Origin of the sequence: Robinsoniella sp. RHS (genome assembly GCF_001029355.1) — a bacterium.
Classification (GTDB): domain Bacteria; phylum Bacillota; class Clostridia; order Lachnospirales; family Lachnospiraceae; genus Robinsoniella; species Robinsoniella peoriensis.
In genome coordinates, this window is record NZ_JNGB01000001.1 from 243,436 (window position 1) to 269,409 (window position 25,974).

The following is a 25,974-nucleotide window of genomic DNA, read 5'->3' on the forward strand; positions in this document are numbered from 1 at the left end:
AGGCATTTCATTTAATAGTTTTCAAGGAAATTGTATTTCTTTTTATCTTTTTTGTATCCTATCACTTTTGCAAGATTTACATTTTCTACACTGCGGAAAATATTTTTTTCGATGATTTCATCTTTCTTTCTGAACTGTTGAATAAGTTCTTTCATCTCATCCCGTTTTGACCCTTTTGCTCCACCACAGCTTGCACAATTTTCCGTAAATCTGCAGGCGCATTGAATAAAATGCAAATCATTTGTATCACGCCATGCCTTGATCGCTGCCTCTTTTACCAGATATAAAGGACGAATTAACTCCATTCCTTCAAAATTAGCGCTATGCAGTTTTGGCATCATAGTCTCAATCTGCCCATTGTACATCATCCCCATCAATATCGTTTCAATCACATCATCATAGTGATGTCCCAAAGCAATTTTATTACACCCAAGCTCCTTTGCTTTCGAATACAGATAGCCCCTTCTCATACGTGCACATAAATAACAGGGACTGTCATCCACACCTGCTACAATGTCAAAAATCTCGGTATGAAACACCTTAATCGGAATCCCCAGCAGCTTAGCATTATTCTCAATAATCGTCCAATTCTCTTCATTATATCCGGGATTCATCACCAGGAATTCAACCTCAAAATTATTCCTGCCATGCTTTTTCAATTCCTGCATAAGCTTTGCCAGCAGCATGGAATCCTTACCACCCGAAATACAGACCGCTATCTTATCACCGTCCTGAATCATTTCATATTCATTGATTCCTTTGGTGAACTGTCTCCATACGGTTTTCTTATATTTCTTTATGATACTTCGCTCAATATCTGACCTGCGCTCTTTTATCTCATCATCTTTTTGAACTAGTCTGCTTAAATTCAGGCGAAGGTAAGAGCGGTAGCCGCCTTCTATATTAAATGCCTGATAGCCTGCAAGCTGCAATGTATCCACCACATCTCTGCTGCGTTCTCCGGTATGGCAAAGAACATAAACCATTTTTGCCTGATTGATATCTAAAAGAGAGGCATCAAATTCGTCCAGCGGAATGTTGATCGCCCCCGGCATGGTTTCTTTTTCATAATCTTCTCTGTTTCTTATATCAATAATTATACGTTCATTTTGATTTACTAATTCTAACTCTTCAATATTTATAGATTCCATTATGCTCATCCTTAACCGTTCCAATTTATCATTGCTTCATGGTTAACATTTTAAGCAAAGTGATAAAAGGCCGTTTATTTATATTGTTATTTCCTATTAAAATACTAGGATAACATATTATACACTTCCTGGGGGTGGTTGTCAATTTGTAACCTGTCTGTATGAAGACAGGCTATGGGAAAGATCACCCTTTATTTTTCCAAACAATATTTTACTGTTTAAGGTTCATTGACAGCAAGGCTGACTTTTGACCGCTGTATGATCGGCAGTACAAGTTGAATGACAAAAACCCCATCTACAGTTTTAAAAGAGTGCAATCCACCATACCGTTCTACAATGGCAATCATACTTTTGATACCAAAGCCATGACCTTCTTCCCTATTTTGTGTTTTAGGGAACTTACCCTCCATTTCAAGGGTACCCGCATAGGCATTCTTGATGGAAATCAGGAGCTTTCCATCTTTGACAAAGACACGGATATCTACTTTACGCAGCGTTTCATCCTGCATCTTTGCAGCGGCAGTAATGGCATTTTCCAGTCCATTGGAGAGTAATGAACAAATCTCTGTATCGTTGACCTCAAGCACTGCAGGCAGCTGAACCTTCGCATACAGGGATACACCCACTTTATTCGCTTTAGCGTCAAAGGAGGATAAAATTAAATTCACAGTTTCATTTTCACTGTAACGCACAGGGGTTACTGCGTTAATATCAGACTCAGCTGCCACAAGGTACTCCTTTATTTTTTGAATATCGCCATCCATGGCAAAACCAGAAAGCAGTGATAAATGGTGGCGCATATCATGGCGGTAGATGACTGTCTGCTCATTGGCGGTACGCAAGGCATTCAATTGCTCCTTCGCGGCTTCTATTTGTAAATCTAGCATAGCTTGTTCACTTTTCATACGTTCTAACTGTTTTGCTACCCAAATTCTATCCTGCAAAACTTCCCACACTGCAAGAATAAACAGCGCAAACAATATCGTGGTAAACACCCAAAACAAAAGTGGTCTGCAGTATAAACGAAATGCTTCTTTAAATATGATAATCATGTACTGATTTAGAGGCTTATTAAGCGCTGCCGAGGCGAAAAACAACATCGTATACCCTGCCAAAAACACAACAAGCAATGACAAAAAGTATCGTAAAAAAGTATTTGTCCGCCGCTCTTTTAAACAATAATACAACATAATCCCAAGGAGTATAAAGCAAAACAATTCTACTTTATCAAACCAATATGGCAAGGGCAAATGTAATACAAATGTGGCTGTATAGAGGATAAAATAAATACTCCAGACAGAAAGAATCGTAATAAAATACATTTTTCTTAAATTTGTCATTTTAGTTCCCAAATATAAGAGGGGAAACAAAAAATAAAATGCCGTCGCCAGGCCACTATCTATCATCGGCAAGGGGTTTTCATTTAAGACACTCATATAGCAAAACATTTGCAGCAAGGAGGCAAAAACGAGTAATAAAATAGGAAACCCTTTTTTCGAGGTTGAAAGCTGAAACAAAAACAAGCCAAACAACAGCACCGAAATGATTCCATAAATGGCACCGGGCAAAGCATGTTGATTTACCCATGCTTCATGCTGAAACAAAAGAACATCATCACTCACCAGCTCAAAACCAATAGATCCATATGGCTCATTGTCATACACCCTCGTTACTACAGTAATGGTTTTACCCACCCATGAGGGATTAAATGAAAATACTAAAGAAAAAGGTTGATTTTGAGGCTTTTGCATCCGTGGCAATTCTCCCGGTACGGATAAATCCGTTTGATAGTTACTAAACACTAAACTTTCATCTACAAAAACTAAAACGGCTCTGCCAGTATCAATATATATTTTGCTGTACGATGCCCAGTTTTCTAATATCGTTCTTCGTAAAAAAACTGTTTTTGTATAGTCTATTGCCTGAGTGGCAGTTAAAGATTTTTCTTCTCCGTTTTCAACACCTGAGATTTCCCATCCATTGTTATTTTCATAGTCAACGGTTAAATACAAATTGCTGGCATTAGTAGTTGTAAAACTATACAAATAAAGTAGAAAAAATATAACAATTACAATCAGCGTACTCCAAAAAAGTGCTTTCCTTTTCATCAATCCGTCCTTCAGCGAAAGCCATCGATAGAGTAAAACCCCTTCAAAGTCTCCCGCATTTCCTTTTATGTGTTATTCTCTTCTTATAAATCACGCATACTACAGAACTTGTTAAAAGTGAGTGTTACTCGTAAATTGTTCTCTTCCGAAGTTGACTCTATTACGCTGGACAGCCAGCCCCCAACCGCCCAACAATTATATTAGAGGAAAAACTTTATGGATAAAGATTTCTACTAAACAAAAGGCATCCGTAACAAACAATTCTATTGAACAATTTCCCTCTGCCTTTTAAGCAATATCCTTCCTTTACACGTCTCCATTTCCCTGCTCCAGGTACACTCTTTGCAATGCAGACATTTACCAGGATTTCGACCCTCAAGTGCATCTTTTGCCCAGTTTGGGTTTACCATGATTCCCCGCGCAATATCTACTATATCTACATTGGTTTTCTGAAGTACGTCTTTTGCCATTTTCGGGCTCATAATACTGTTAACTGCAAATACCGGTACTGATACCGCCCTTTTAATCTCCTGAGCCGCATAAATGCATGGCTGAAAAGGAAATTCTTCTGGTGCAGCCGGTTCATCTTCACCAGAGAATCCATAAGAAATATCCAGAAAGTCAATGCCTTCCTCTTCCAGTATTTTTGCAAATCTCAGTGATGCCTCCAAATCAGGCTCAAATCCTCCCAAACGAATACCCACCACAAAATCTGAAGGGACTTTATCTTTAATAGCTCTTAAAATCTCAACCGCAAATTTCTGGGGATACCTTCCATACTCATCTTTTCTTCTATTTACCCTGCAATTAAAAAACTCACACATCAGATATTGGTGGCAGCCATGTAATTCCACTCCGTCATATCCCGCTTTGTAAGCGCGGACTGCAGCATCCACAAACGCTTGCTGGGTCTTATGTATTTCCTCCAACGTCATTTCTCTTCCAGCGTTTTCGCCCCCGTTTTTCTGAAAGCGATAATTGCTAGGGCACAAAAGCTCCTTTTCCACACCTGCAACACCTGCATGATGTATCTGTATAAATATTGGACAGTTTTCCTGATGTACAGCCTGAACAATGGCAGAAAGCCCTTCTATCTGACTATCTTTCCAGATACCAAGCTGTCGCCTGGACAGACGGCCTAATTCATCTACGCAGGTTGCTTCCTGAATAATTAAGCCAGTCCCTCCTTTTGCTATATTCCTGTAATGTTCAATGTGCTGCTCTGTAACAGAACCATCTTCCCGCCCTGCACTGTAACATACTACAGGTGGAAAACAGATACGATTTTTAATTTTGAGATTTTTTATATGAAATGGCTGGAATAATTGATCCATCTTGATACCTCTGCTTTCATTTTAATTACTGAGATAAATGCGTCACTGCTCGTACCACCAGATTCCATAGCCCTGGTTATTGGCAATCTGATACAGGGGTTCGATTGTTTGTCTAAGGGATGTGACAAAGGCATCACGTCCCCTTGCGCAATTATCGATGTGGCGTATATCACGGTTGATTGTAAGAAACTGATCCATAGTCTTTTTGTTGATCTGCGGTATCTTCTTTGCAGCTAGAAAGGCCTGAAACTGATACTGACAAAAGCCATTAAGATACCGGTCCAAGTCCGGCAATTTATTTCCCTTCTGACTGTTTACATTTTTAAACGCCGGATATAAATTCCATATTTCATTATGTAAAACAAAGCTCCAGGGTATAAAATGGTCGATGCTAACCATTCCAAACCGTTCCTTATTTTCTTTCGTAAATGGCTGCCCAGTGTATAAGTCCGGTAAATGTTCTCTCTCCTGTACCAGTTCCCAATATTTTGACGCTTCAGACAATTTCCTTTGTATAGGTGGAAATATTTTAAACGGAATTGCAGGAACATTCAAATTGCGTGCCTGAATATACTCAATTAATTTGTAATGCATCCACCCTTCTATCACTGCTGCATTGGTCTTGATATAATCAGACCAACTTTTCGAAACCGTAAGGGTTCCATTTATTCGATCCATTACGTATAAGGCATGATTGTGATCATTCTTATTATACTTTTCAATCAGTCCGTTTACATCTTTATCTTTGAAAGTATGATCCGTTTTCTTTTCAAATTCAATTTCCCGTTGATAAAATGGCCGGATTAATCTATAAGGTACCATATTGGTAAAGTCTTTTACTTTTTTTAATAAAAGCTTATCTTCACTACAATAAACAAACTCTACGATCTTTTCTTCCTGCTCTTCTCTGGGAACCTTTAATTCTCTGTGAATATACCAAATAGCATCTGCCAATTTATCTGAATGCCCAAGACTTAAATTAAAATACACTACAGGATACCATGCCGCAGCTATCATTCTGGCTACAAGTCTTTTGTATTCCAGAATTCTTTCACCTTTTCGTATTTCTGTGAAAATTCCTTTGAACCAATAAATTTTGTAACTGGAAGAGAACTTATACAGCATACTTTCCAAGTAGCCGGATTCCACGGTTGTAGATACTGGGAGGATTTGATGGATGGGCGGATTGGGCATTATTACCCCTCCTTTCTTTGTAAATTAAACTATAAAGATATAACACAAATACTTTAATTACATGTTTCTTTTTAATATATGAACAATTTCAACATCTGCTGGAAGCCAGTTTACTTTATCTAATTCTTCTTTGGTTAACCATCTGGCGGCTTCGTGCTCTAATAAGGTGAATTCTCCCTTTATTAGTTCACAAATAAAGCAATGCATGGTTAAATGGAATTGGGGATAATCATATTCTACTGTGTGCAAAAAATGGTTTACCTTTATCTCCGCATCTAATTCTTCTTTTATTTCTCTTATAATTGCATTTTCTAGAGACTCTCCATTTTCTACCTTTCCACCTGGAAATTCCCAGCCATCTTTAAAATCTCCATAACCGCGTTGGGTTGCCAGAATTTTATCACCGTTTTGTATGATAGCGGCTACTACCTCGATTGTCTTCATAAAGTTATCCTCCTAAACATCTTTAACTTACAATATACTCGAAAAGATCATCCCTCACAGGCGTAAGCAATTTATAATGTATTTCTACTGCTTTTTTAGATGTATTTGGCATAGTAAACTCTTGAGCCTCACCTGTTGCGCTTATTTTGCCTAAATAGTAAAATTCCTTAGAAATTTTATCATCTTTATTCTTTCGAACGAACAGTTCCATTTGCACCCCTAGCTCTTCTGCATGTAAAGCAGTGTAGACATCATCGGATAATAGATTTCTACCTGATTTTGAAATTGCAATTAAATTGGAAGGATCGATCAATCGATCCTCATACCTAATTGTATCTTGAATTCCTTCTGATTTATCATAATTTATAAATACAGGATAAGTTTTTGTTTTTTTATCATATTTGTATCCGCCTATATTTAACGCCACATCTCCTTTTTCCCACTCTAACAGCCGGCATACATCATCATAAGTATATTTCTGATACAATTGAAATTCTGTATCCATATAGCGTTTCGAATAATTCTTGTGATATCGATTTAATCCGAATTCTATTATCTCGTTTATCATTAAATTGAATTCTCGATCTTGTATTAAATCATGAAATTTCTTACTTACTTTATAATCATATCCGTCTTCTTCAATAAAAATACAATCTTTATATGTAACTTTACCTGTTCCTGCCACAAACTTATTAGTCAAAATATTTTTTAAGTTTTCTTTTGTTTGTTCCGTTACATCAATCTCATAATCATTTTTTAATTTTTTCTTTAAATATCCAAATAATCCCTGTTTATATAATAGTAACCTCTTTATTACCTCTAACTCATGTACTCTTTTTCCTGAAGCAAATTTTTTAGAAATAAACTCTATGAATTTTTCTTGTTGCTCGGAAAACCGTATATTATATTCTTTTTCATATTTAACTAAGAATTTATAATAAGATCCTAACGAGTTATTATCAAAAATACGTAGAATATCCATTTCCCCATAGTCATCAAAATCCTGCATTTTAGGTATTCTGCCCAATTTATTCTTTAAATGTTGGTAACTTTCTTTAATAAGCCTTACTTCATTAAAATTCGCAACATCTATTGATTCATAAATTCTCTTTCTGGTAATTTCATCAAAATGAATTGTGGAACATCCTGGTATCACTCGATTCCCTTCAGCAATATATTTTCTTAATGTGTCTTTATTATAAGTTCGATCTCCAGATAAAGCAATTGGTATCAAAAAATTCTTTTGATAATTACCAATAAAGTCAATTATTACAACATACTCTTTTTCTTTTGCCTTGCGAAGTCCGCGCCCTAATTGCTGCACAAAAATAATCGCCGACTGGGTAGGTCTCAACATTACAATTTGATTTACTTCTGGTATATCTACCCCCTCATTAAAAATATCAACCGTAAAAATATAATCTAAAGCATTCTCATATTCAGCCTGCTCTAATCGCTCAATCGCGTCTTCACGTTCTTCTTGGGAATTTTGGCCGGATAGAGCAATGGTATGATAACCTCTTTCATTGAATAAATAAGATAATTCCATTGCTTCTTTATTGGTACTGCAGAATATTAACCCCTTTACCCGACTCCCACTGTGACCATAAAACTTAATTTGTCGAATAATATTTTCAACACGATCAGAAGATATTAAATAACGAAATTCGGTGTTATCATCTACTATTTGACCATCTATTATAAGGTCCGTAATTCCAAAATAGTGAAATGGACATAATAAATTTTCTTCCATTGCTCTTTGCAACCGAATTTCATAAGCGATATTGTGGTCAAACAATTGAAAAATATCAAAACCATCCGTACGTTCAGGACTCGCTGTCATTCCTAGCAAAAACGCTGGTTTAAAATAATTCATTATTCTTCTATAACTATCTGCACCAGCTTTATGCGTTTCATCAATAATTATATATTCAAAGTAATCGGGCTCATATCTTTGAAGGTTTGTTTCTTTTGACATAGTTTGTACTGTGGAAAATAAGTAATCCGCATTATAATCCTGCCTATTTCCTGTAAATAACCCTGCATCAATATTCCAACCTAAGACTTTTTTAAAACTTTCCATTGCTTGCTTCAATATCTGCTCTCTATGTACTAAAAATAACATTTTTTGAGGTTTTACATTACGAACATCAAAAGCGCTTAAATAAGTTTTTCCTGTTCCAGTTGCAGATATTAATAGTGCCTTATTCTTCTTTTCGGCTCTAAGATTTGCTAATGATCTCGTGGCCTCTATTTGCATACTATTCGGCTTTAAAACGGACGATTTTATATTTTCTTCCTTTTGTTGACTCCTTAATTTTCTATTTTCAAGATAAATTTCTTCATAGTTTAAGATCCAGTCTTCACATAATATTTCTGCTTCGTTCCACATCCTCGTAAACTCGTCATTGCTTTCTTTTATCAACTCACCATTTTCCATAGAAGTTATTTTTATATTCCACTCTTTATTTGACTTTAAAGCACCTTGTGTCATATTTGAACTGCCAACAATAAATACATGATTTTCGTCACTTTTAAACATATATCCTTTAGTATGAAACATTTCTCGTGTATATACCCGCACTTCAATATTAGAAAATTTCAATAAATCCCTTAATGCATCTGGTTCATTAAATGCCAAATAATCCGTAGTAAGTATTTGCCCCACTATCCCCCTATTTGTAATTTCCTTCAAAGTTTCCTTAACTGCTATTAAGCCACTTTTTGTGACAAATGCTACTGAAAACCAGAAAGAACTACATCTTTGTAACTCACTTTCGATACAAGCCAAAACAGTATTTCCTCTATTTGTATCATTATAAAGAAGCTTAGGACGTAAAAATTCTTTAGATTCATAATTTATATCAATCAAACTCGTTCCAGCTGCTTCTAGGATTTGATCAGCCATATTCTTCATACTCGTACTCCTTAAGATCCTAATATATTTATCTCTTTTATTTTTTACTATCTTTCTACATCCTTAATATTAATAATCCACTCCCTATAACTACAAATTACTACTAAGTTCTGTCTGCTTTTCCAAGTAATGGTTTAACACGAAGAATCCCTTTTTCTAAAAAGTAGGGGTTTTGCCCCGTGGTTAATTTTACACTGGCAAAAATTTTATATTAAACTCACACGGCGTTACTCCCTCCCCATTTTCAGTAGAACTTATCCAACACGCTTCCCTCAGAAACAACTCTATTTCTATTTAACAATCCGCAATTTTCCCATAATTCCACCTTTCCGCACGAGAAGGCAAACCGTCTCCACATACAGTGAAACGAAAGTGTTTTCCCTTTACCCCATCAGCTTTTCCTGCCTATTTCTCGTTGCTACAAATATATTCGTTATATGACTTAAATATAGAATCAGATAATCTAGTACCAGTAGAAATAAGCTTAGAAAGAACTTTCAATTGTTCAGAACACGCCACACCATCTATGGGATGTGGATAATTAATTGCATGATCTATCTCTCCCCAAATTTCTTCAAATAACGTTCTCACCTGAATTTCACAACGCAAGTTATTCCCATTGTTCAATTTTATAAGATAATGCACACTTGTATAGAAAGAATCTTTAACTTCTGTATTTATCTCCAGATTTTCATAAAACTTTCTTGACTCAGGATCCCACGTATATGCTTTGGGTTCTTCCACTAAAATCCACTGTTTTTATTTTACCTTATTAATGATTTCTTTATGTATGTGCCCAAATTGTTCTTAATGTAAATGTAAGATTCTCACGCCAATCAAATCTGTAATCTCGTTAAATAAATTATTACAAGTAATAACAGTTCCCTTTTCTAATTTCCTTAGTAATTTATCCTTTAAATGTTCTGGATCCTTTATTCTTGATTTTAGAGAGTGAATTACAGGAAAGGGCATTTCATGTAATATAGGATTTTCATCAAAAAATGTCCAAACTTGTACAATTAATTGTTTCAAAATAAATTGTGTTTGTTTGTCAGTATAATATTTTATTATATTTTTAATATTGACGTTATCTTCTGTAAGATGTTCCATCTATTATAATTCCTCCATTCTCTCGATAATATCTTCGGCAAACGTAGTATACTGACTTAACGTTTCCTTATATTTTTTGTAATGGCCTGAATTAGGTTTATCAATTATTGTATCAATATTTTTTTTCTCAAATTCAGCGTAAGTTTCAGGCACTAACCACATTGGACATTTCAATGCTTGCGCAACTGATGGAAATGTATTATGCGAATACATAACAGAAACCCCACCTATAGGTTCCATAATATTTTCACACTTAACTCGATTGTTTACTCTTATAAAATTTTCAATTATTTCTGGCATTTTCTGTACATATGAATAATGTGCTTGAGCTAAATCATAAGGATTCAAATTTTTAGATTGTTTTTTTGCATTATAAATAGTATATCCAAGAAATTGAACAAACTTCTTAGGGAACTTTTTCCTTTTTTCATCAGAAATCAGCTGATATATAGTGTTAAATTCTTTTTGCCACTGTTCCAATGAATCTCCGATATTACGTATTCCATACATACTAAACATATCTGGTAATGCTGGAATTAAAAATCCATCGACTGTAGAAATTATTACTTTATTTAAAATACCCAAACTTGGTGATGTATCGATTAAAATATAATCATAATTTTTAATTGAATTATAATTTTCACATATTCTACGTATATTTATTATTGTCCTAATACTTAAATTATCACTCTGATACAAACCACTCCATCTCTCTGAAAGTTTATTTTCGTATTTATGTAATGATAACCTTCCTGGAATTAGAGAAACCATTTCATTAATCTTTACTGTAGGAGGCAAATCGGATAACTCATCTAACCCATCTTCCGCAGGCTTTAATAAAAAATGAATAGAACGCGGTCTTTCTAAAATCACATCTAAATCACCTTTTTTCATTGCAGCTTCAAAATCATCAATATAGTCATCTTCCTCTTTCCAAATTCCATGTAAACATTCCTCATTCATAGCAGAAATAGTCAAATTACATTGAGGATCTAAATCTACCAACAACACCTTTTTCCCCATTTCTCCCAATGCGCAACCTAAATGATAACACAAAGTTGATTTACCAACTCCACCTTTTAATAAATTGATCTTTATATATTATGTATAATGCATTATAGATATAGTTTAAGTTCTTTAAAAATACAACTTTTATTTACTCAATTTTGTTTTTCTCCTATCCCAATGACAAATACTTTTTCAATATCAATCACATACAAAAAGGATTTAGTTTTGCACAAATATTTATTTTCCTTACCCCACTTTGCTTACGGATAAACTTATCCATCTCATTTCCTGTAAAAACACACCTACATATCTTTCCCAAATCCCCGAAACCCTTTGAATTACCGGGCTTTCTTCTCCAGCAGTACGACGGTTTCCACATGCCCAGTCCCAGGAAACATATCAACCCCCACAACCTTCACAACCTCATACCCTCTCCCCTGCAGCACTTCCAAATCCCTCACCAGACTGGTAGGCTTACAGGAAATATAAACCATTCTATCCACCCCAAAATCAATAATCTTCAACAATGCCTTCGGATGAATCCCATCCCTTGGCGGATCAAGGACAATAAGATCCGGTTTTTCCTTCACTAAATCAATTGCTTTCAATACATCTCCTGCAATAAACTCACAATTATCCAGATTATTCAAAGCCGCATTTACTTTAGCAGCTTCCACTGCCTCTTCTACGATCTCAATTCCAATCACTTTTTTTGCAACCGGAGCTAACATCTGTGCTATCGTTCCAGTGCCGCTGTAGAGGTCAAAAATTACTTTGTCTTTCGTCTCTCCCACATAGGAACGTGCTGTCTCATACAACACCTCTGCACCAAGTGAATTCGTCTGAAAGAATGAGAATGGAGAGATTTTGAATTTCAGCCCTAACAATTCTTCATAAAAATAATCCTGTCCATATAAAATTTGGGTTTCATCATTCTGAACCACATCCGCCAGACTGTCATTCAATGTATTTAATAGCCCAACGATTCTGCCTTGTAATTCTAGTTCCAAAAGCCTGTCCTTCAGTCCCTCCAGACTGGGAGCTGATTGCGTACTGGTTACAAGATCAATTAAAATTTCTCCTGTCTTTTGTCCCTTACGTACCAACAGGTGACGCAGGTATCCCTGGTGAGATAGCTTATGATAAAAACTAAGATCCGTTTCTTTAAAATATTCCAACACGCAGGCCAGAATCTTATTATAATCAGCATCCACGATTTCACACTGATCAACCGTTACAATATCGTAAAAGCTTCCCCTTTTATGCATACCTAATGCCAATGGGCCATCTTTAACTTCATCCCCAAATGAAAATTCCATTTTATTACGATATGCAAACTGTCGTGGGCTGCCTTTCATTCCCTCGAATTCATAATTCTGACAGACGCTGTCTACCAGATCTTTTACCTGTTTTTCTTTCATAGCCAGCTGAGTCGGATAATCCAGATTCTGATATGTACAGCCACCGCAGATACCAAAATGCGGGCAGGAGGGTTCTACTTCCACAGGTGACTTTTCAATTACTTCTAACAAACGTCCCTCGCATTTTCCTTTTCGGATTTTATTGATGGAAAAGCGTACTTTCTGTCCGGGAACTCCATTTTTTACAATTACTGTTTTTGTTTCATTCTCAACTTCTACAATCCCTTTGTTAGGAAATACAACTTCTTTTATAACACCTTCTAATACTTGACCTTTTTTCACTATAACTTACGCTCCATTTACATTTCATATTTTTCGTTATTACTCTTTGTTAACTTTAATCAAAAACTATCCATGTTTTATATTTTACATTACTATATATCACTCTGCATAATATAAATATTTTTCTTTTACCAGTATGCGAAAACATTACTCTGGAAATATATATATTCTTTATAGCTAAATGTTTATTATCTATATTAACTAAACTAATTTTTTAGCTGCCCTTTCGCCTAAAATAGAATTCCATCTTGTTTTCTACCAACATATGAATAATATTTTCTATGAACCAGTAAAAAAATTAAATGTTTAAATCACTATGCTTATATTCAAGAATACGCTTCAAAACAACATATATCTACAACATATTTTCACAACATTTATCCAATATCTCTATTCTACCAAATCTCTCGACATATTACAATTTTTTCGTAAAAAAAAGCAGGTGCCAAATGACATCTGCCCTTTTATGCATTTTTAATTAATCTACTGCGTCTTCAACGGCGTCTTTCACTTTTTCTGCTGCTTCTTTGACGTCTTCTTTTACATCGTCAATTATATCATCCGCATCATCAAAATAATCATCGAAATCATCATCAAAGTCCTCTTCAAAGTCTTCCAGATAATCCGGCGTGAAATAACGATAAACACCATAAGCGATTGCTGCTACTGCTGCTACAGCACCGATAATTGCCAAAACCCAAAGCACTGTATTTTTGTTTTTGTCATCCTCTTTTTTCTGTAATGCAGCCAGTAATTCTTCAAATTTGTTCATATCCTTACACGTCCTTTCATTAGATTTACTCTTACGACTAGTATATCACTAAATACTAAATTTTACTATATGAAAAAAATATTTTATACTTTCTTTAGTTTTGCAAAGGCCGCAAACATCTTTTTTACGCCTGCTTTTTCGAAGTTGACGGTTACTTCATAGTCCTTGCCGCCTTCTACGATTCCTTCTACAGTTCCTATGCCGAATTTAATGTGTTTTACCTGATCTCCAACACCGTAATCCAAGGTATCCGCCTTCTTTACCTGGAATTGTTTGGGATCAAATATTTTTGTTTTGAATGCTGTTTTTGCCTGGGCATAATTGGTTGGTTTTGGAATATCTTCCACTTTATCCTTCACCTGTCCGCCAACAGCTACCAGGTCCCGTGGTATTTCCCGGATGAATCTGGATACTTTGTTATACTGTGTTTCACCGCGGATCATTCGCTGCTTTGCACTGGTCAGGGTCAAACGCTGCTTTGCTCTTGTAATTCCCACGTAACACAGACGGCGCTCTTCTTCGATATCCAGGGGATCGTCGGAAGTTATAGTCATATAACTCGGGAATATGCCATCTTCCATTCCGGCCAGATACACGTTTGGAAACTCCAGTCCTTTGGCACTATGCAGGGTCATCAGTACTACATGGCTGCTCTCTTCATCCAGGTTATCGATGTCCGCTACCAGGGCTACTTCTTCTAAAAATCCGCTCAGTGACGGCTCTTCAGCATCACTTTCATAAGATACAACTTTAGTGATCAATTCATCGATATTTTCAATTCTGGCTCTCGCCTCATCGGTGTCTTCTGCTTCCAGTTCTTTTACATACCCGGTTTCGTCGATGATTGATTTCATAATTTCCTGTACTGACAGATAATCCAGTTTACTGCGCAGTGTCTGGATGAAGGTTACAAATGGTTTTATTTTTACTGCACTTCTTCCCAGTGTTGCAATGCTCTCAGCATCTTTTAACGCATCATAGAAGCTCATATCATACTCATCTGCATATTCCTGCACCTTTCCAAGGGAAGTGGCTCCGATACCCCTTTTTGGTACATTAATGATTCTCTTAACTGCCAGGTCGTCCATGGCATTATCTACCGTCTTTAAATAAGCCAGAAGGTCTTTGATTTCTTTTCTGGCGTAGAAATTTACGCCCCCGATGATTTTATAAGGAATATTTGCCATCAGGAATTTTTCTTCGAACATACGGGACTGGGCATTCGTTCGATAGAGAATCGCGCAATCCTTATATTCATAATTGCCTTCTCGTATATTCTGCGCAATATCTCCCACAATATACTCTGCTTCATCAAAAGCCGTTAAAAATTGACGAAAATGAATTAAATCACCTTCCTCATTATCGGTCCAGAGTGTTTTTTCTTTTCTGCCTACATTGTTTCGAATCACATCATTGGCGGCATTTAAGATATTCTGGGTGGAACGGTAATTCTGCTCCAGTTTAATTGTTCTTGCATTGGCGAACATTTTTTCAAAATTTAAAATATTTCCGATATTGGCACCACGGAATTTGTAAATAGACTGGTCATCATCACCCACTACGCAAAGGTTCTGATATTTTTCTGCAAACAGACTTACCAGTTTAAACTGTGCCGTATTGGTATCCTGATACTCATCTACCATGATGTATTTGAATCGTTCCTGATAGTAATCCAATACATCCGGGCAATTCTGGAACAGCTCTACTGTTTTTACAATTAAATCATCAAAATCCAGCGCATTATTGCTGTGAAGCTGCTTCTGGTATTCTTTATAAGCCTGTGCAATTTTCTGCTTTCCAAAGTCACCTGCAACATTTAATTCGTATGCCTGCGGACTAACCAGTTCGTCTTTTGCAGATGAAATAGCTCCCAGCAGTGCTTTTTCTTTATATACTTTAGTATCTATCTGCAGGCGTTTGCAGACATCCTTCATCAGAGTTTTCTGATCGTCGCTGTCATAAATGGTAAAATTATTCGTATAACCCAATCGGTCTATGTAACGTCTTAAGATTCTGACACAGGTAGAGTGGAATGTGGATACCCAGATACTTTCGGATCCGAAACCCACCAGGCTGTCTACACGCTCACGCATCTCTCCTGCCGCTTTATTTGTAAAGGTAATTGCCATAATATTCCACGGGTTTACCCCTTTTTCTTCAATCAGATATGCAATGCGGTGTGTCAGAACCCTGGTCTTGCCGGAACCTGCCCCAGCCAGTAATAATAACGGACCTTCCGTATGGAATACCGCCGATTTCTGCATGTCATTCAATGTATCGTATATGCTCATTGTAATACCACCTAACTTTTAGTCTCGGGTTTTATTATATAATAAAATGAGGCTTCTGTCACCAAGAATCCACATTTTTCATCTTATTTTAAGATTATTCCCCTCTATTCATCAAAAGCCGCGGTGACGATGTAACCTCTTGGGGTATTTTCAATTTTCTTAATGATCCCTTTTCTTGCCTTAATTCTTCTGCCGGACGGAAAGCACCCGGACATAGCCACTGCTGGCTCTATGATATAGCTGTAATTCATCGAGGTGTTGATCTCTACGATCTCTACTTCCTGTCCTTCCTCTACCAGCCCCGGCCTTTCCATCTTAAACTGTTCTTCACGCATTAATTTTCATTCCTTTCCATAAATATACCTCTAATATCTTAGTACATTCCCTCCTAATTTGCAACCCTCCATTCCTCTTATTACATGACACCCACCATTCCTCTTATTACATGCTTCTTATTACAGGCATTTTAATTACATCCCCTCTTATTACATGCACATTTATTACATGCTCCCTCATTACATGCACTCTCATTATATGCTTATTCATTACATACTCGCTCATTGTGTACCGATGCATTCCCTATATTCTACCCGCCTATATTCATCTTCTACACGAATAGAGCTATATCTCAATCTGAAATATCTTTACCATAAACCAAACCGGTTGAAGGGTACCCAAATCGGTGTTACACTAAATTTAAAAAATGAAAGGAGTCAATGTTATGAAACGCCGTTACCTCATATATAACATTCTGATGTGCCTGCCTTTGATTCTGACCCTGATCAGCTTGTATTTCCTACCGGATAAAATCACGACTTCAGTTAATTTATCCGGTAGCGGAATGAATGTCATCGGGAGTAAGTATGAACTTTTGATTTTCCCTATTTTTACTCTGGCAATCTGTGCATTCGTGAAGGTTATTTTGAAATCGGAAGATGCTCATATTGCAGGCATCATCCTGGTTGTTATTTTTAATCTTATCACAATAATTACATTAATTGGTACCTTTTCCCATGATACAGATATTTCCGCATATTTTAAGAACGGAATTAACTTTAAGCCTTCTCTTGCTGTTGTTACCTGGATTATTGGAATCTTTATTTTTCTGGGTGGAATCACGATGTGCTTTGCCAAAAAACCGGTGGGTATTTACTCCGTTATGAAAGCCCCGGAAAAGGAGAAAATATCTGATCTGATAAAATATAACCGTGCGGTGGGATTTCTGTTTATGGGATATTCACTGTTCTTTATAGCAAGCGGATTCGTGGGATTGAAGGATCAGACATTATGTACGGTGTGTCTCACTCTGAGTGCAATGCCGGGCTGTATCATTATCATGATCATCTATGAATGTGTTATTGCTAAAAAATACGTTTTAAGGTAGAAATTGCAATTATGTTTTTCTCTGATATTGTAGATAGTATTAAGAAATATTACAAACTACAATAAAAACATTTACAAATAGTAATGAAAACTATATAATGTAATCAGAGGTGAACAAGATGACAATAGATACAGATGATATGATAAACAGCATATTGCGCAGCTTATCCAGAATTGATTATATCAAACCTGCAGATATTCCAAATATTGACCTATACATGGACCAGGTAACTACTTTTATGGATTCGCACTTAGCCCATTCGAAACGAAATTCAGATGATAAGATTTTGACAAAGACCATGATTAATAATTATGCTAAAAATGACCTGCTTCCGCCACCGCTGAAGAAAAAGTATTCAAAAGAACATCTGCTGGTTTTGATTTTTATATATTATTTTAAAGGCGTGCTATCCATCACTGACATTCAGACACTGCTCCATCCCATAACAGAAAAATACTTTCATAACGATTCCGACTTTAATATGGAGACACTCTACCAGGAAGTATTCAGTTTGGAGAAAAGCCAGGTAAATGAAATTTCTAAGGATATTTTGGAAAAATACAATACTTCCCAGAAGACCTTTGAAAATGCAGATGAAGAAGATCAGGCATTTCTAAAACATTTTTCTTTTATCTGCCTGCTGAGTTTTGATGTATATATTAAAAAACAGCTTATTGAAAAATTAATTGATGAACTTCCAAAAAAAGATTTAGAAAAAAGTAAAAAGTGAAAATCAAGAATCTAATATCAAAAATCTAAAAACAGGCAGGATGCTTTTTAAAGAGCAGCTCTGCCTGTTTTATATTCTTCTATCTTTTTAATATTACTGCTTTTTTTCCTGCATACGGTCGAATACCATTTCATACCCATCATTACCATAATTCAATGAACGGTTTACTCTGCTGATGGTTGCCGTAGATGCTCCTGTCTTTTCTGCAATTTCCAGATACGTTTTATGCTCTCTTAGCATCTTAGCTACCTCAAAACGCTGTGATAAAGAAAGCAATTCATTAACAGTACATACGTCTTCAAAGAATAAATAACATTCTTCTTTATCTTTTAGATTTAAAATAGCCTCAAACAGTTGGTCAACTGCTTCTGTCCTGATTTTTTTGCTCATAAAATTACCCCTTCATTCGTTCGTTGTTGTACTTTATATATTAGCACAGCGAAACTTTAGTGTAAAGAAGTTTATCGATTTTTATAGCGGTTGATATACTTTTTGTATTCATCCACAGAACGATTTACGATTAATTCTTCCGGAAATTCAAAACATTCAAACAGTTTGTCTATAAACTGATGATTTCCCACATCTGCGGCGCAGTGGGCATCACTGCCTAAGATGATTGGTACCTGATATTTTTTACACATTTCCAACATCACAATATCATTTGGAATTGGGTTCTCTCTGGCTCCCAGGGGATGCAGGGAATTGTTATTAAGTTCTAACAGTACCTGATGTTCTTTTGCCCCCAGGACAAGCGCTTCATAGTCCAGCGGGAAACGGCTGTCATCCGGATGTCCGATAATATTAATATATGGATTTTTCATGGCATTCAGACATGCTCTTGTATTCTCTTCTCTTGTACCGGATTTTATACAGGGTGTGTGCAGGCTTGCAATTGCCACATCCATTTTTTTCAAAAGGCTGTCATCCATGTCCAGATTACCGTCATAATCCAGTACATTAACTTCTGCCCCAAATAAAACTTCTATTCCACACATGCTGCGCTCCAATATACGCAGGTTCATGAAGTAGTATTCATGGCAGGTCCCCGGCATCTTAGGTGCATGCTCAGTAATCCCAAGCAGTTCCAGACCTTTTGCTGCAGCCTCATAGGCCATTTCATGAATCGTACTGTATGCATGTCCGCTGGCCAGCGTATGTGTATGTGAATCTAATACGTATCTCATCTCGTTAACCTTCTTTCTGTTCTAACATGGTTATTATACGTGTTTCATGGGGAAATTTCAAGTTCCGTTTTCCTTTTCCGATAATTTTGTTCCAACAAAGTGTCTTTCACAGAAAAACAGCCCGGCTGAAACACCGGGCTGTCTGTAATTATTTTTTCTTTTTCTTTTCACTCACATATCCAATAAAATTGTTCTGATACAATGTCTGAAAAAATCTCGTCATGCGTTCATACAACGGTTCAGCTTTATCGCCAAACTGTACTTTCATCTCATTTGCGATTTGAAATACTGTTTTTCTGCCATCCATCAGCTGCCACGCAAAGCTTCCGTAGTTATCCAGTGTAATATGACTGAATCTGGGTCTTTTAAATACTTTCTGGGCAATCCAATTGTAGAAACCTTTATTTTCCATGTGAACGACTACGTTCCCTTTTTTATCCAGATCCCATTCAAACTTAGGATTACAGATCGGAACAAAGTCAAGATAATTCTTCTTGTTTTTCTTTCCCATTCTTATGCCTTAGCTTTCTTTTCCTTTAAGAATAAAGAGAACTTCAATAATGAGAAGATTAAAAGTGCAAAGAAGATTAATCCTACTATCTTAGCAACGCTTTCCGGGAATATTCCACCGCCAACTTTGGCGATAATGTCTCCAAGAGATTCACCTTTAATTTGGATAATTGCAAATACAGCCAGCAGGATACCAACTAAACCTTCTCCGGCAATCAGACCAGAACAGTAAAGAACACCGCCATCGATGGCATTTTTCTTTTTCTTCTCGTCCATTCCCTTTTTCTTTTCAATAAATAATCTTACGAGTCCACCAGCCATCATAGGTGTGCTTAAGTGGATTGGAAGATATAAACCAACTGCAAATGGAAGTACCGGGATTCCTAATACTTCTACTACAAGTGCAATGAACACACCGGCAAATACCAGGTTCCATGGTAAGTTACCGCCCATAACACCTTCTACTACCATCTTCATCAGAGTAGCCTGTGGTGCAGGAAGTTCAGCAGAACCATATCCCCATGCTTCATTTAACAGATATAAGATACCACCGATAGCAATCGCCGCAGCTAATACACCGATAACCTCACCAATCTGCTGTTTCTTAGGTGTAGCACCCAAAATATAACCTGTCTTTAAATCCTGTGAAGTATCACCTGCAATTGCTGCGATAATACAGATAACAGAACCGATTGCAATTGCTGCTGTCATACCACTCTGTCCAACCTGTCCGGTTGCTTTCAATGCCATGGATGAAATCAGCAGTGTTGCAATAGCCATACCGGAAACCGGGTTATTACTGCTACCAATCAATCCAACCATACGTGAAGATACAGTTGCAAAGAAGAATCCGAATACTACGATCAAAACAGCACTAAATAAGTTTACCGGAATAATCGGGATCAGCCAGATTGCAATAGCCAATGCAAGTATAGAAATAAAAATAACCGGCATGGAAAGATCCTGATCAGTACGAATGTTGGAATTAGCAGTTGCGCCTTTTCCATATCCTTTAATAGCGTCCTTGAAAGTTTTGATGATAAGTGGCAGTGACTTAATTAAACTTAAGATACCACCGCATGCTACAGCTCCTGCACCAATGTACTTAATGTAATTGGACCAGATACCAAAAGATCCTCCCTCTTCATAAATCTGAGCGATCGGTATAGTAGCCGGGAACAATGTAACATTTGCACCAAATAATACGATTAATGGCATTAACACAAACCATCCGAGTACACCACCTGCAAACAGATATGATGAAATCTTTGGTCCGCAGATATAACCAACACCTAACAGTGCTGGTAATACGTCCATACCAACACCCGCTCCTTTATAAGCAGGAATTTCATAATGTACTTCACTTGGGAATAATTTAAATCCGTCTGTGATAAATTTGTAAGCTGCAGCAATACCTAAACCAGCAAATACAGTGGACGCTTTTGCACCACCCTGCTCACCAGCCAAAAGTACTTCAGCACATGCCATACCTTCCGGATATGGAAGTGTTCCGTGTTCCTGTACAATTAAGGCTTTACGAAGAGGTACCATGAAGAGAACTCCTAATGTACCACCGATAAATGCAATAATTGCAATCTCAAGTAAAGACGGTGCTGCTGTTCCCCACTCTTTTGCCCACAAAAATAACGCTGGCAGCGTGAAAATAGCACCTGCGGCTACAGACTCACCGGCAGAACCAATCGTCTGTACCATGTTGTTCTCCAATACGGAGTCTTTTCTCAAAATGACGCGGATAACGCCCATTGAGATAACGGCAGCTGGAATTGATGCAGATACGGTCATACCTACACGAAGTCCAAGATACGCATTTGCGCCACCGAACAGAACAGCCAGCAATACACCCAGGATGATGGCTGTCGGCGTAAATTCCGGTACTGACTTGTCAGCAGGAATATACGGCTTGAAACTTTGTTTTTCGTTCATGTGTCTTTCTCCCTTTATCTTTTTTGTTCGTGTTATTATAACATGATTTTGTTCATAATATCAACTAATTTTACATAATTTCTTTAGTATTTGTTAATCTTTTTTATTTATCTTTTAGATTTGTTGGTTTTCTTTGCAACATTTACGCAATTTTTCATATCTTATAGCATTAGATCTTTTGGAGGTAAGTTATGAAAAAAAAGCTTTTACTGTTAGCTGCTTTTACAGTTCTTCTGGCATTGACCTGTATCGGCTGTAAAAAAGAATCGGACACACTGACCAAAGTTACTTTAAATGAAGTGGCACATTCCATCTTCTACGCACCACAGTATGTGGCAATTCAGGAAGGTTATTTTGCGGAAGAAGGAATTGAACTGGAGCTTGTCACAGGATTTGGTGCGGACAAAACTATGACCGCTGTAGTATCGGGTGATGCTGACATCGGTTTTATGGGAAGCGAATCTACCATTTACGCCTATAACGAAGGAGCCTCAGATTATGTGGTAAACTTTGCACAGCTCACTCAGCGTGCAGGTAACTTCCTGGTTGCAAGACAGGATATGCCTGATTTTACCTGGAGTGACCTGAAAGGAAAAAATGTTCTTGGCGGCCGCAAAGGCGGTATGCCTGAAATGGTATTCGAGTACATCTTAAAACAAAATGGATTGAATCCGGCAACCGATTTAAATATAGACCAAAGTATTGATTTTGGATCTACCGCTGCTGCATTCTCGGGCGGTCAGGGTGACTTTACGGTAGAATTTGAGCCTGGTGCCACTTCTCTTGAAAAAGAAGGCAGCGGCCACGTTGTTGCCTCCCTCGGTACGGATTCCGGTTATGTGCCATACACCGCATACAGCGCTAAAGGCAGTTTCATCAAAAAGAATCCTGAAATTATCCAGGGCTTCACCGATGCCCTGCAAAAAGGTATGGACTATGTGAATTCCCATACGCCGGAAGAAATCGCAAAAATTATTGAGCCGCAGTTTAAAGAAACAGATCTTGCTACAATTACAACCATTGTAAAACGTTACCACGAACAGGAAACCTGGAAAGATAACATGGTATTTGAAGAAAATAGTTTCAATCTCCTTCAGGATATCCTGGATAATGCCGGGGAACTGAGCCAGCGCGCACCTTATGATAAGCTGGTTAATACTAGTTTTGCCCAAAAAGCGGCAAAATAACAATAAAATGCCATCTGTATATTTTGCAGATGGCATTAAGCAATTTTCAAACACATTCCAGCGCGTATTTCCTACAATCCATTTATTGTAAGGAACCTCAAATAACCTGCTTATTTTAATCCAAACTCCCGTTTCAAGGTATCTTCCATCACTCCCACAGGTGCGTCAGCTCCCGTCCACAGGGTGAAATTAAGCGCTCCCTGCTGGGCCAGCATTCCAAGTCCGTTTACGGTCTTCGCGCCCCTTATTGCAGCTTCCTGTAAGAATAGCGTATTGGGATCATTAAAAACCACATCGCTGACTGCCATGCCGGACATTATGGTGTCGTAGTTAATCTCCGGCTTGTCCGATACATTTGGATACAGGCCTACACAGGTGGCATTAACCAGAATGTCTGTATCTTCCGGCACTTGATAGCAGCCCTCCCATTTCACAAATTTCCCTGCTGCTTCCGTTTTTGTTTCAATCAGTGCCGCCAGTTCCATACCACGGTCTTCATTACGGTTTACAACCGTAATTTCCAGAGCCCCAGCCAGCGCACACTCCACACCGATTGCCCGGGCTGCACCTCCTGCTCCTAATATCACGATCTTCTTATCCCGGACTTCTATGCCCTCTTTTTTAAGGGCTGTTAAAAATCCTTTTCCGTCTGTATTTTCTCCAAACAGTTTCCCTTCCCGGTTTACTACGGTGTTCACGGCACCGATAATTTCTGCGGCTTCTGACAGCTCATCCAGGTATGAAAGTACCTTGACTTTATGAGGGATGGTTAAATTAATCCCCTTCATTCCAAATGCACGCACGGCATTCATAGCCGCTCCCAGATCTTCTTTTTCTACTTTGATTGTCAGATAACGGTAATTCAGACCCATTTTTTCAAATGCAGCTTCTTCCATGACACCTGTTGGATTTTCATCTACCGGGCAGCCAAAAACGCCAACCAGTTCAGACCGGTAATTTATCGACATATTAATCCCCTTCTTTCATTTTATTTTTAGTCATTCAAAATATTTAATGAGTGCCTGGGTTCCAAGTTCTCCGTCTCCTCTTTTTTCCAATTCTTCGTATGCTGCAAGTGTCTGATCCAACACTTTTAAGGTGAGTCCGTCTGCCTCAGCCTCTTCCTTCGCCAGTTTCATATCTTTAATAAAATGCTTAATAAAAAATCCCGGTGCATAATCCTGTTCCAGCATTTTCGCCGCCTGCAGTTCCAGCTGCTTACTTCCGGCTGCCCCTGTGGCAACGGAATCCAGCACCGTAGGTATATCCAAACCCTTCTCTTTTGCATAAGCAAATGCTTCGCAGATACCGGATATGGTGCCAGCTATCATTATCTGGTTTACCATTTTGGTATGCTGCCCGCTTCCTGCTTTCCCTTCCAGATGGATGTTCTTTCCCATCGCCTCAAAAACAGGGAGGCATTTCTCGTATGCCTGTGGATCTCCCCCTGCCAGTATGGACAGCGTCCCATTTTGGGCGCCTACATCCCCTCCGGTTACCGGAGCATCCAGTGCGTGAATTCCACGTTTTTTAGCCTCTTCATAGATTTCTTCCGCTAATTTAGGGCTTGAGGTGGTCATATCGATCACATATGTTCCTTCCGATACATTTTCCAGTATGCCATCCTTCCCAAAATAGACTTCTCTCACATCTTTTGGGAATCCTACGATTGTAATTACCGCGTCACAGCCATTTACGCACTCCGGAATAGTTGGATGATAAACGGCTCCTTTTGCAATTACATCCTCCGTTTTTGCCTTATTTCTGGCATAGAAAGAAACTTCATATCCTGACTTCATTAAATTATTCACCATTGATTTTCCCATAATTCCAACACCGATAAACCCGATTTTCTTCATCTCATCTTCTCCTTTTTATGTAATAGGGGTACAGCAATAATTTTATTTTACCCGCAATAATGCCGGAATGTCAATAGCTCCTGCACGGATACATAAATGAAGGAAGCACAACGGGCTATGTATCTGGATTTGGAACAAATATACCGCAAAGTGGGACGCGCAGACGGCTGGAATGAATTTTCAGACACTCTCCAGGATTTTCAGAAACCCCTGCATTGGCTCCGACAAAAATTTATCCTTATGATATGCCAGATAATTTTGATTCTCCATATAAAGTCCGGCTACCGTCAATGGCACCAGTTCTTTTCTCTCACATTCTTTTTCCACCAGAATATCAGGCATAATGGTAACACCCAGGTTATTTCTGGCTGCCTGAATCAATGCCTGGGAATTTACGCTGGTCCATGCCGGAGATACAGACAGATTATGTAAAGTCATTGCACTTTGGAAAGTATCCCGTATTGCGCTCCCCTTCTCTCTTAGCAATAATTTTTGTTGTGCAAGTTCTTCAATCTGCACCTCACTTGCAGATGACAGAGGATGTCCAGTGCCGCACAACACCACAAGGCGGTACGAAGAAAAGGGAATACAGACCAGATTATCCCTGGGAAAGACTCCTTCTATCAATGCAAGATCAACTTCATTTTGCAAAAGCTTTTCGGTAATAACCCGGGCACTTTCCACTTCTACCCGGACGGGAGTATTCTTCCATTGCTCTTCAAATCTCTTCAGCAGGGACGGCAGCCAGAAATTAGCAATCGTTATACTGGAACCAATCTGTAAAACTGCCTGCTCTTTCAGGTTATCCAGGCCGCCTTCCAGATCATCGTACAAATCCAGTACACGGATGGCTTTGTCCAGAAATAACTTTCCGAATTCATTCAGATAAATCCGCTTGGACACCCGGTCAAACAGTGTATTGCCTATTTTTTCTTCCAGATCGTTTATGACATGAGACACAGCAGGCTGGGTCATATATAGTTTTTTCGCTGCTTTTGTAATATTTTCTTCCTCACAGACAATTTTAAAAATCCGAAGATGGCGTATTGTCATTTCTATCTCCTCCTATTCATTACTATTTTGTTATGTTCTATATAAAATAATATAATTTTAATTATATATCATCAGGAGTTATAATGAAACT

At 37.7% G+C, this 25,974-nt stretch carries 22 protein-coding genes and 1 pseudogene; 3 read left to right on the forward strand and 20 right to left on the reverse strand.

The window, feature by feature from the left end; translation table 11 throughout:
- Positions 1 to 11: 11 nt before the first annotated feature.
- The 13 genes and pseudogenes from RHS_RS01065 to RHS_RS01120 all read right to left on the reverse strand — a co-directional run bounded on the left by RHS_RS01065 (position 12) and on the right by RHS_RS01120 (position 16,367).
- Positions 12 to 1,151 (reverse strand): ATP-binding protein, encoded by a 1,140-nt coding sequence (locus tag RHS_RS01065; protein ID WP_047832108.1) that lies wholly within the window; start codon positions 1,149 to 1,151, stop codon positions 12 to 14.
- Between the two features lie 218 nt (positions 1,152 to 1,369).
- Positions 1,370 to 3,259 (reverse strand): sensor histidine kinase, encoded by a 1,890-nt coding sequence (locus RHS_RS29825; protein WP_395020926.1) that lies wholly within the window; start codon positions 3,257 to 3,259, stop codon positions 1,370 to 1,372.
- Positions 3,260 to 3,522: 263 nt separating this feature from the next.
- Positions 3,523 to 4,593 (reverse strand): tRNA-dihydrouridine synthase, encoded by a 1,071-nt coding sequence (locus RHS_RS01075; protein WP_047832109.1) that lies wholly within the window; start codon positions 4,591 to 4,593, stop codon positions 3,523 to 3,525.
- Positions 4,594 to 4,635: 42 nt separating this feature from the next.
- Positions 4,636 to 5,787: an HNH endonuclease domain-containing protein gene (locus tag RHS_RS01080; RefSeq protein ID WP_047832110.1), complete on the reverse strand. Its 1,152-nt coding sequence runs from the start codon at positions 5,785 to 5,787 to the stop codon at positions 4,636 to 4,638.
- A 57-nt stretch (positions 5,788 to 5,844) separates the two neighbouring features.
- On the reverse strand, positions 5,845 to 6,231 hold the full coding sequence (locus RHS_RS01085) for a (deoxy)nucleoside triphosphate pyrophosphohydrolase (RefSeq protein WP_047832111.1): 387 nt from the start codon (positions 6,229 to 6,231) through the stop codon (positions 5,845 to 5,847).
- Positions 6,232 to 6,253: 22 nt separating this feature from the next.
- Positions 6,254 to 9,148, reverse strand: coding sequence for a DUF3427 domain-containing protein (locus RHS_RS01090; protein ID WP_395020929.1), 2,895 nt, complete (start codon positions 9,146 to 9,148; stop codon positions 6,254 to 6,256).
- A gap of 405 nt (positions 9,149 to 9,553) precedes the next feature.
- A complete protein-coding gene (locus RHS_RS29830; RefSeq protein WP_395020931.1) occupies positions 9,554 to 9,892 on the reverse strand; it encodes a hypothetical protein in 339 nt (112 codons plus the stop codon).
- 63 nt (positions 9,893 to 9,955) lie between these two features.
- Positions 9,956 to 10,258: a hypothetical protein gene (locus tag RHS_RS29835; RefSeq protein WP_395020933.1), complete on the reverse strand. Its 303-nt coding sequence runs from the start codon at positions 10,256 to 10,258 to the stop codon at positions 9,956 to 9,958.
- Positions 10,259 to 10,261: 3 nt separating this feature from the next.
- Positions 10,262 to 11,356, reverse strand: a complete 1,095-nt coding sequence (locus tag RHS_RS01100) for an AAA family ATPase (RefSeq protein WP_047832113.1) — start codon at positions 11,354 to 11,356, stop codon at positions 10,262 to 10,264.
- Between the two features lie 248 nt (positions 11,357 to 11,604).
- Positions 11,605 to 12,969 (reverse strand): 23S rRNA (uracil(1939)-C(5))-methyltransferase RlmD, encoded by a 1,365-nt coding sequence (rlmD, locus tag RHS_RS01105; protein WP_047832114.1) that lies wholly within the window; start codon positions 12,967 to 12,969, stop codon positions 11,605 to 11,607.
- Positions 12,970 to 13,525: 556 nt separating this feature from the next.
- Positions 13,526 to 13,741, reverse strand: a pseudogene (locus RHS_RS01110) (hypothetical protein); the annotation flags it as partial.
- An 83-nt stretch (positions 13,742 to 13,824) separates the two neighbouring features.
- Entirely contained in the window at positions 13,825 to 16,032 is a 2,208-nt protein-coding gene (gene pcrA / locus RHS_RS01115) for a DNA helicase PcrA (protein ID WP_047832115.1), read from the reverse strand.
- A gap of 104 nt (positions 16,033 to 16,136) precedes the next feature.
- On the reverse strand, positions 16,137 to 16,367 hold the full coding sequence (locus tag RHS_RS01120; protein ID WP_027294421.1) for a hypothetical protein: 231 nt from the start codon (positions 16,365 to 16,367) through the stop codon (positions 16,137 to 16,139).
- 386 nt (positions 16,368 to 16,753) lie between these two features.
- Here RHS_RS01120 and RHS_RS29840 point away from each other — a divergent pair, with 386 nt between their 5' ends.
- Both RHS_RS29840 and RHS_RS01130 read left to right on the forward strand, forming a co-directional pair.
- Positions 16,754 to 17,416 (forward strand): hypothetical protein, encoded by a 663-nt coding sequence (locus RHS_RS29840; protein ID WP_395020936.1) that lies wholly within the window; start codon positions 16,754 to 16,756, stop codon positions 17,414 to 17,416.
- 118 nt (positions 17,417 to 17,534) lie between these two features.
- On the forward strand, positions 17,535 to 18,146 hold the full coding sequence (locus tag RHS_RS01130) for a DUF1836 domain-containing protein (protein ID WP_027294423.1): 612 nt from the start codon (positions 17,535 to 17,537) through the stop codon (positions 18,144 to 18,146).
- Positions 18,147 to 18,239: 93 nt separating this feature from the next.
- Here RHS_RS01130 and RHS_RS01135 read toward each other — a convergent pair whose 3' ends face one another.
- From RHS_RS01135 to RHS_RS01150, 4 genes are all read right to left on the reverse strand, one after another.
- Complete coding sequence (locus RHS_RS01135) at positions 18,240 to 18,536, reverse strand: YerC/YecD family TrpR-related protein (RefSeq protein WP_027294424.1); 297 nt, start codon at positions 18,534 to 18,536, stop codon at positions 18,240 to 18,242.
- Between the two features lie 71 nt (positions 18,537 to 18,607).
- Positions 18,608 to 19,330, reverse strand: a complete 723-nt coding sequence (locus RHS_RS01140; RefSeq protein WP_027294425.1) for a phosphatase — start codon at positions 19,328 to 19,330, stop codon at positions 18,608 to 18,610.
- A gap of 148 nt (positions 19,331 to 19,478) precedes the next feature.
- Positions 19,479 to 19,841 carry a PqqD family protein gene (locus RHS_RS01145; protein WP_027294426.1) on the reverse strand — a complete coding sequence of 121 codons (363 nt, stop codon included), beginning with the start codon at positions 19,839 to 19,841 and terminating at the stop codon, positions 19,479 to 19,481.
- A gap of 2 nt (positions 19,842 to 19,843) precedes the next feature.
- Positions 19,844 to 21,784, reverse strand: coding sequence for an OPT family oligopeptide transporter (locus RHS_RS01150; protein ID WP_027294427.1), 1,941 nt, complete (start codon positions 21,782 to 21,784; stop codon positions 19,844 to 19,846).
- 191 nt (positions 21,785 to 21,975) lie between these two features.
- Here RHS_RS01150 and RHS_RS01155 point away from each other — a divergent pair, with 191 nt between their 5' ends.
- Positions 21,976 to 22,971, forward strand: a complete 996-nt coding sequence (locus tag RHS_RS01155; RefSeq protein ID WP_027294428.1) for an ABC transporter substrate-binding protein — start codon at positions 21,976 to 21,978, stop codon at positions 22,969 to 22,971.
- A 110-nt stretch (positions 22,972 to 23,081) separates the two neighbouring features.
- Here the strand turns inward: RHS_RS01155 and aroE are convergent, their stop codons facing one another.
- From aroE to RHS_RS01170, 3 genes are all read right to left on the reverse strand, one after another.
- A complete protein-coding gene (aroE, locus tag RHS_RS01160) occupies positions 23,082 to 23,939 on the reverse strand; it encodes a shikimate dehydrogenase (RefSeq protein WP_395020939.1) in 858 nt (285 codons plus the stop codon).
- A 30-nt stretch (positions 23,940 to 23,969) separates the two neighbouring features.
- Positions 23,970 to 24,830 carry an NAD(P)-dependent oxidoreductase gene (locus RHS_RS01165; RefSeq protein WP_047832117.1) on the reverse strand — a complete coding sequence of 287 codons (861 nt, stop codon included), beginning with the start codon at positions 24,828 to 24,830 and terminating at the stop codon, positions 23,970 to 23,972.
- 180 nt (positions 24,831 to 25,010) lie between these two features.
- Positions 25,011 to 25,883, reverse strand: coding sequence for a LysR family transcriptional regulator (locus RHS_RS01170; protein ID WP_047832118.1), 873 nt, complete (start codon positions 25,881 to 25,883; stop codon positions 25,011 to 25,013).
- Positions 25,884 to 25,974 lie beyond the last annotated feature (91 nt).

Excerpts from the sequence above, each read along its gene's own strand:
- RHS_RS01085 (WP_047832111.1), bottom strand. The coding sequence starts at position 6,231 with ATGAAGACAATCGAGGTAGTAGCCGCTATCATACAAAACGGTGATAAA.
- aroE (WP_395020939.1), bottom strand. The coding sequence starts at position 23,939 with ATGTCGATAAATTACCGGTCTGAACTGGTTGGCGTTTTTGGCTGCCCG.
- RHS_RS01140 (WP_027294425.1), bottom strand. The coding sequence starts at position 19,330 with ATGAGATACGTATTAGATTCACATACACATACGCTGGCCAGCGGACAT.
- RHS_RS01135 (WP_027294424.1), bottom strand. The coding sequence starts at position 18,536 with ATGAGCAAAAAAATCAGGACAGAAGCAGTTGACCAACTGTTTGAGGCT.
- RHS_RS01130 (WP_027294423.1), top strand. The coding sequence starts at position 17,535 with ATGACAATAGATACAGATGATATGATAAACAGCATATTGCGCAGCTTA.
- RHS_RS29835 (WP_395020933.1), bottom strand. The coding sequence starts at position 10,258 with ATGGAACATCTTACAGAAGATAACGTCAATATTAAAAATATAATAAAA.
- RHS_RS01150 (WP_027294427.1), bottom strand. The coding sequence starts at position 21,784 with ATGAACGAAAAACAAAGTTTCAAGCCGTATATTCCTGCTGACAAGTCA.
- RHS_RS01170 (WP_047832118.1), bottom strand. The coding sequence starts at position 25,883 with ATGACAATACGCCATCTTCGGATTTTTAAAATTGTCTGTGAGGAAGAA.
- RHS_RS01090 (WP_395020929.1), bottom strand. The coding sequence starts at position 9,148 with ATGAAGAATATGGCTGATCAAATCCTAGAAGCAGCTGGAACGAGTTTG.
- RHS_RS29840 (WP_395020936.1), top strand. The coding sequence starts at position 16,754 with ATGAAACGCCGTTACCTCATATATAACATTCTGATGTGCCTGCCTTTG.
- RHS_RS01065 (WP_047832108.1), bottom strand. The coding sequence starts at position 1,151 with ATGGAATCTATAAATATTGAAGAGTTAGAATTAGTAAATCAAAATGAA.
- RHS_RS01155 (WP_027294428.1), top strand. The coding sequence starts at position 21,976 with ATGAAAAAAAAGCTTTTACTGTTAGCTGCTTTTACAGTTCTTCTGGCA.
- RHS_RS29825 (WP_395020926.1), bottom strand. The coding sequence starts at position 3,259 with ATGAAAAGGAAAGCACTTTTTTGGAGTACGCTGATTGTAATTGTTATA.
- RHS_RS01075 (WP_047832109.1), bottom strand. The coding sequence starts at position 4,593 with ATGGATCAATTATTCCAGCCATTTCATATAAAAAATCTCAAAATTAAA.
- RHS_RS01165 (WP_047832117.1), bottom strand. The coding sequence starts at position 24,830 with ATGAAGAAAATCGGGTTTATCGGTGTTGGAATTATGGGAAAATCAATG.
- RHS_RS01120 (WP_027294421.1), bottom strand. The coding sequence starts at position 16,367 with ATGCGTGAAGAACAGTTTAAGATGGAAAGGCCGGGGCTGGTAGAGGAA.
- RHS_RS01145 (WP_027294426.1), bottom strand. The coding sequence starts at position 19,841 with ATGGGAAAGAAAAACAAGAAGAATTATCTTGACTTTGTTCCGATCTGT.
- RHS_RS01080 (WP_047832110.1), bottom strand. The coding sequence starts at position 5,787 with ATGCCCAATCCGCCCATCCATCAAATCCTCCCAGTATCTACAACCGTG.
- pcrA (WP_047832115.1), bottom strand. The coding sequence starts at position 16,032 with ATGAGCATATACGATACATTGAATGACATGCAGAAATCGGCGGTATTC.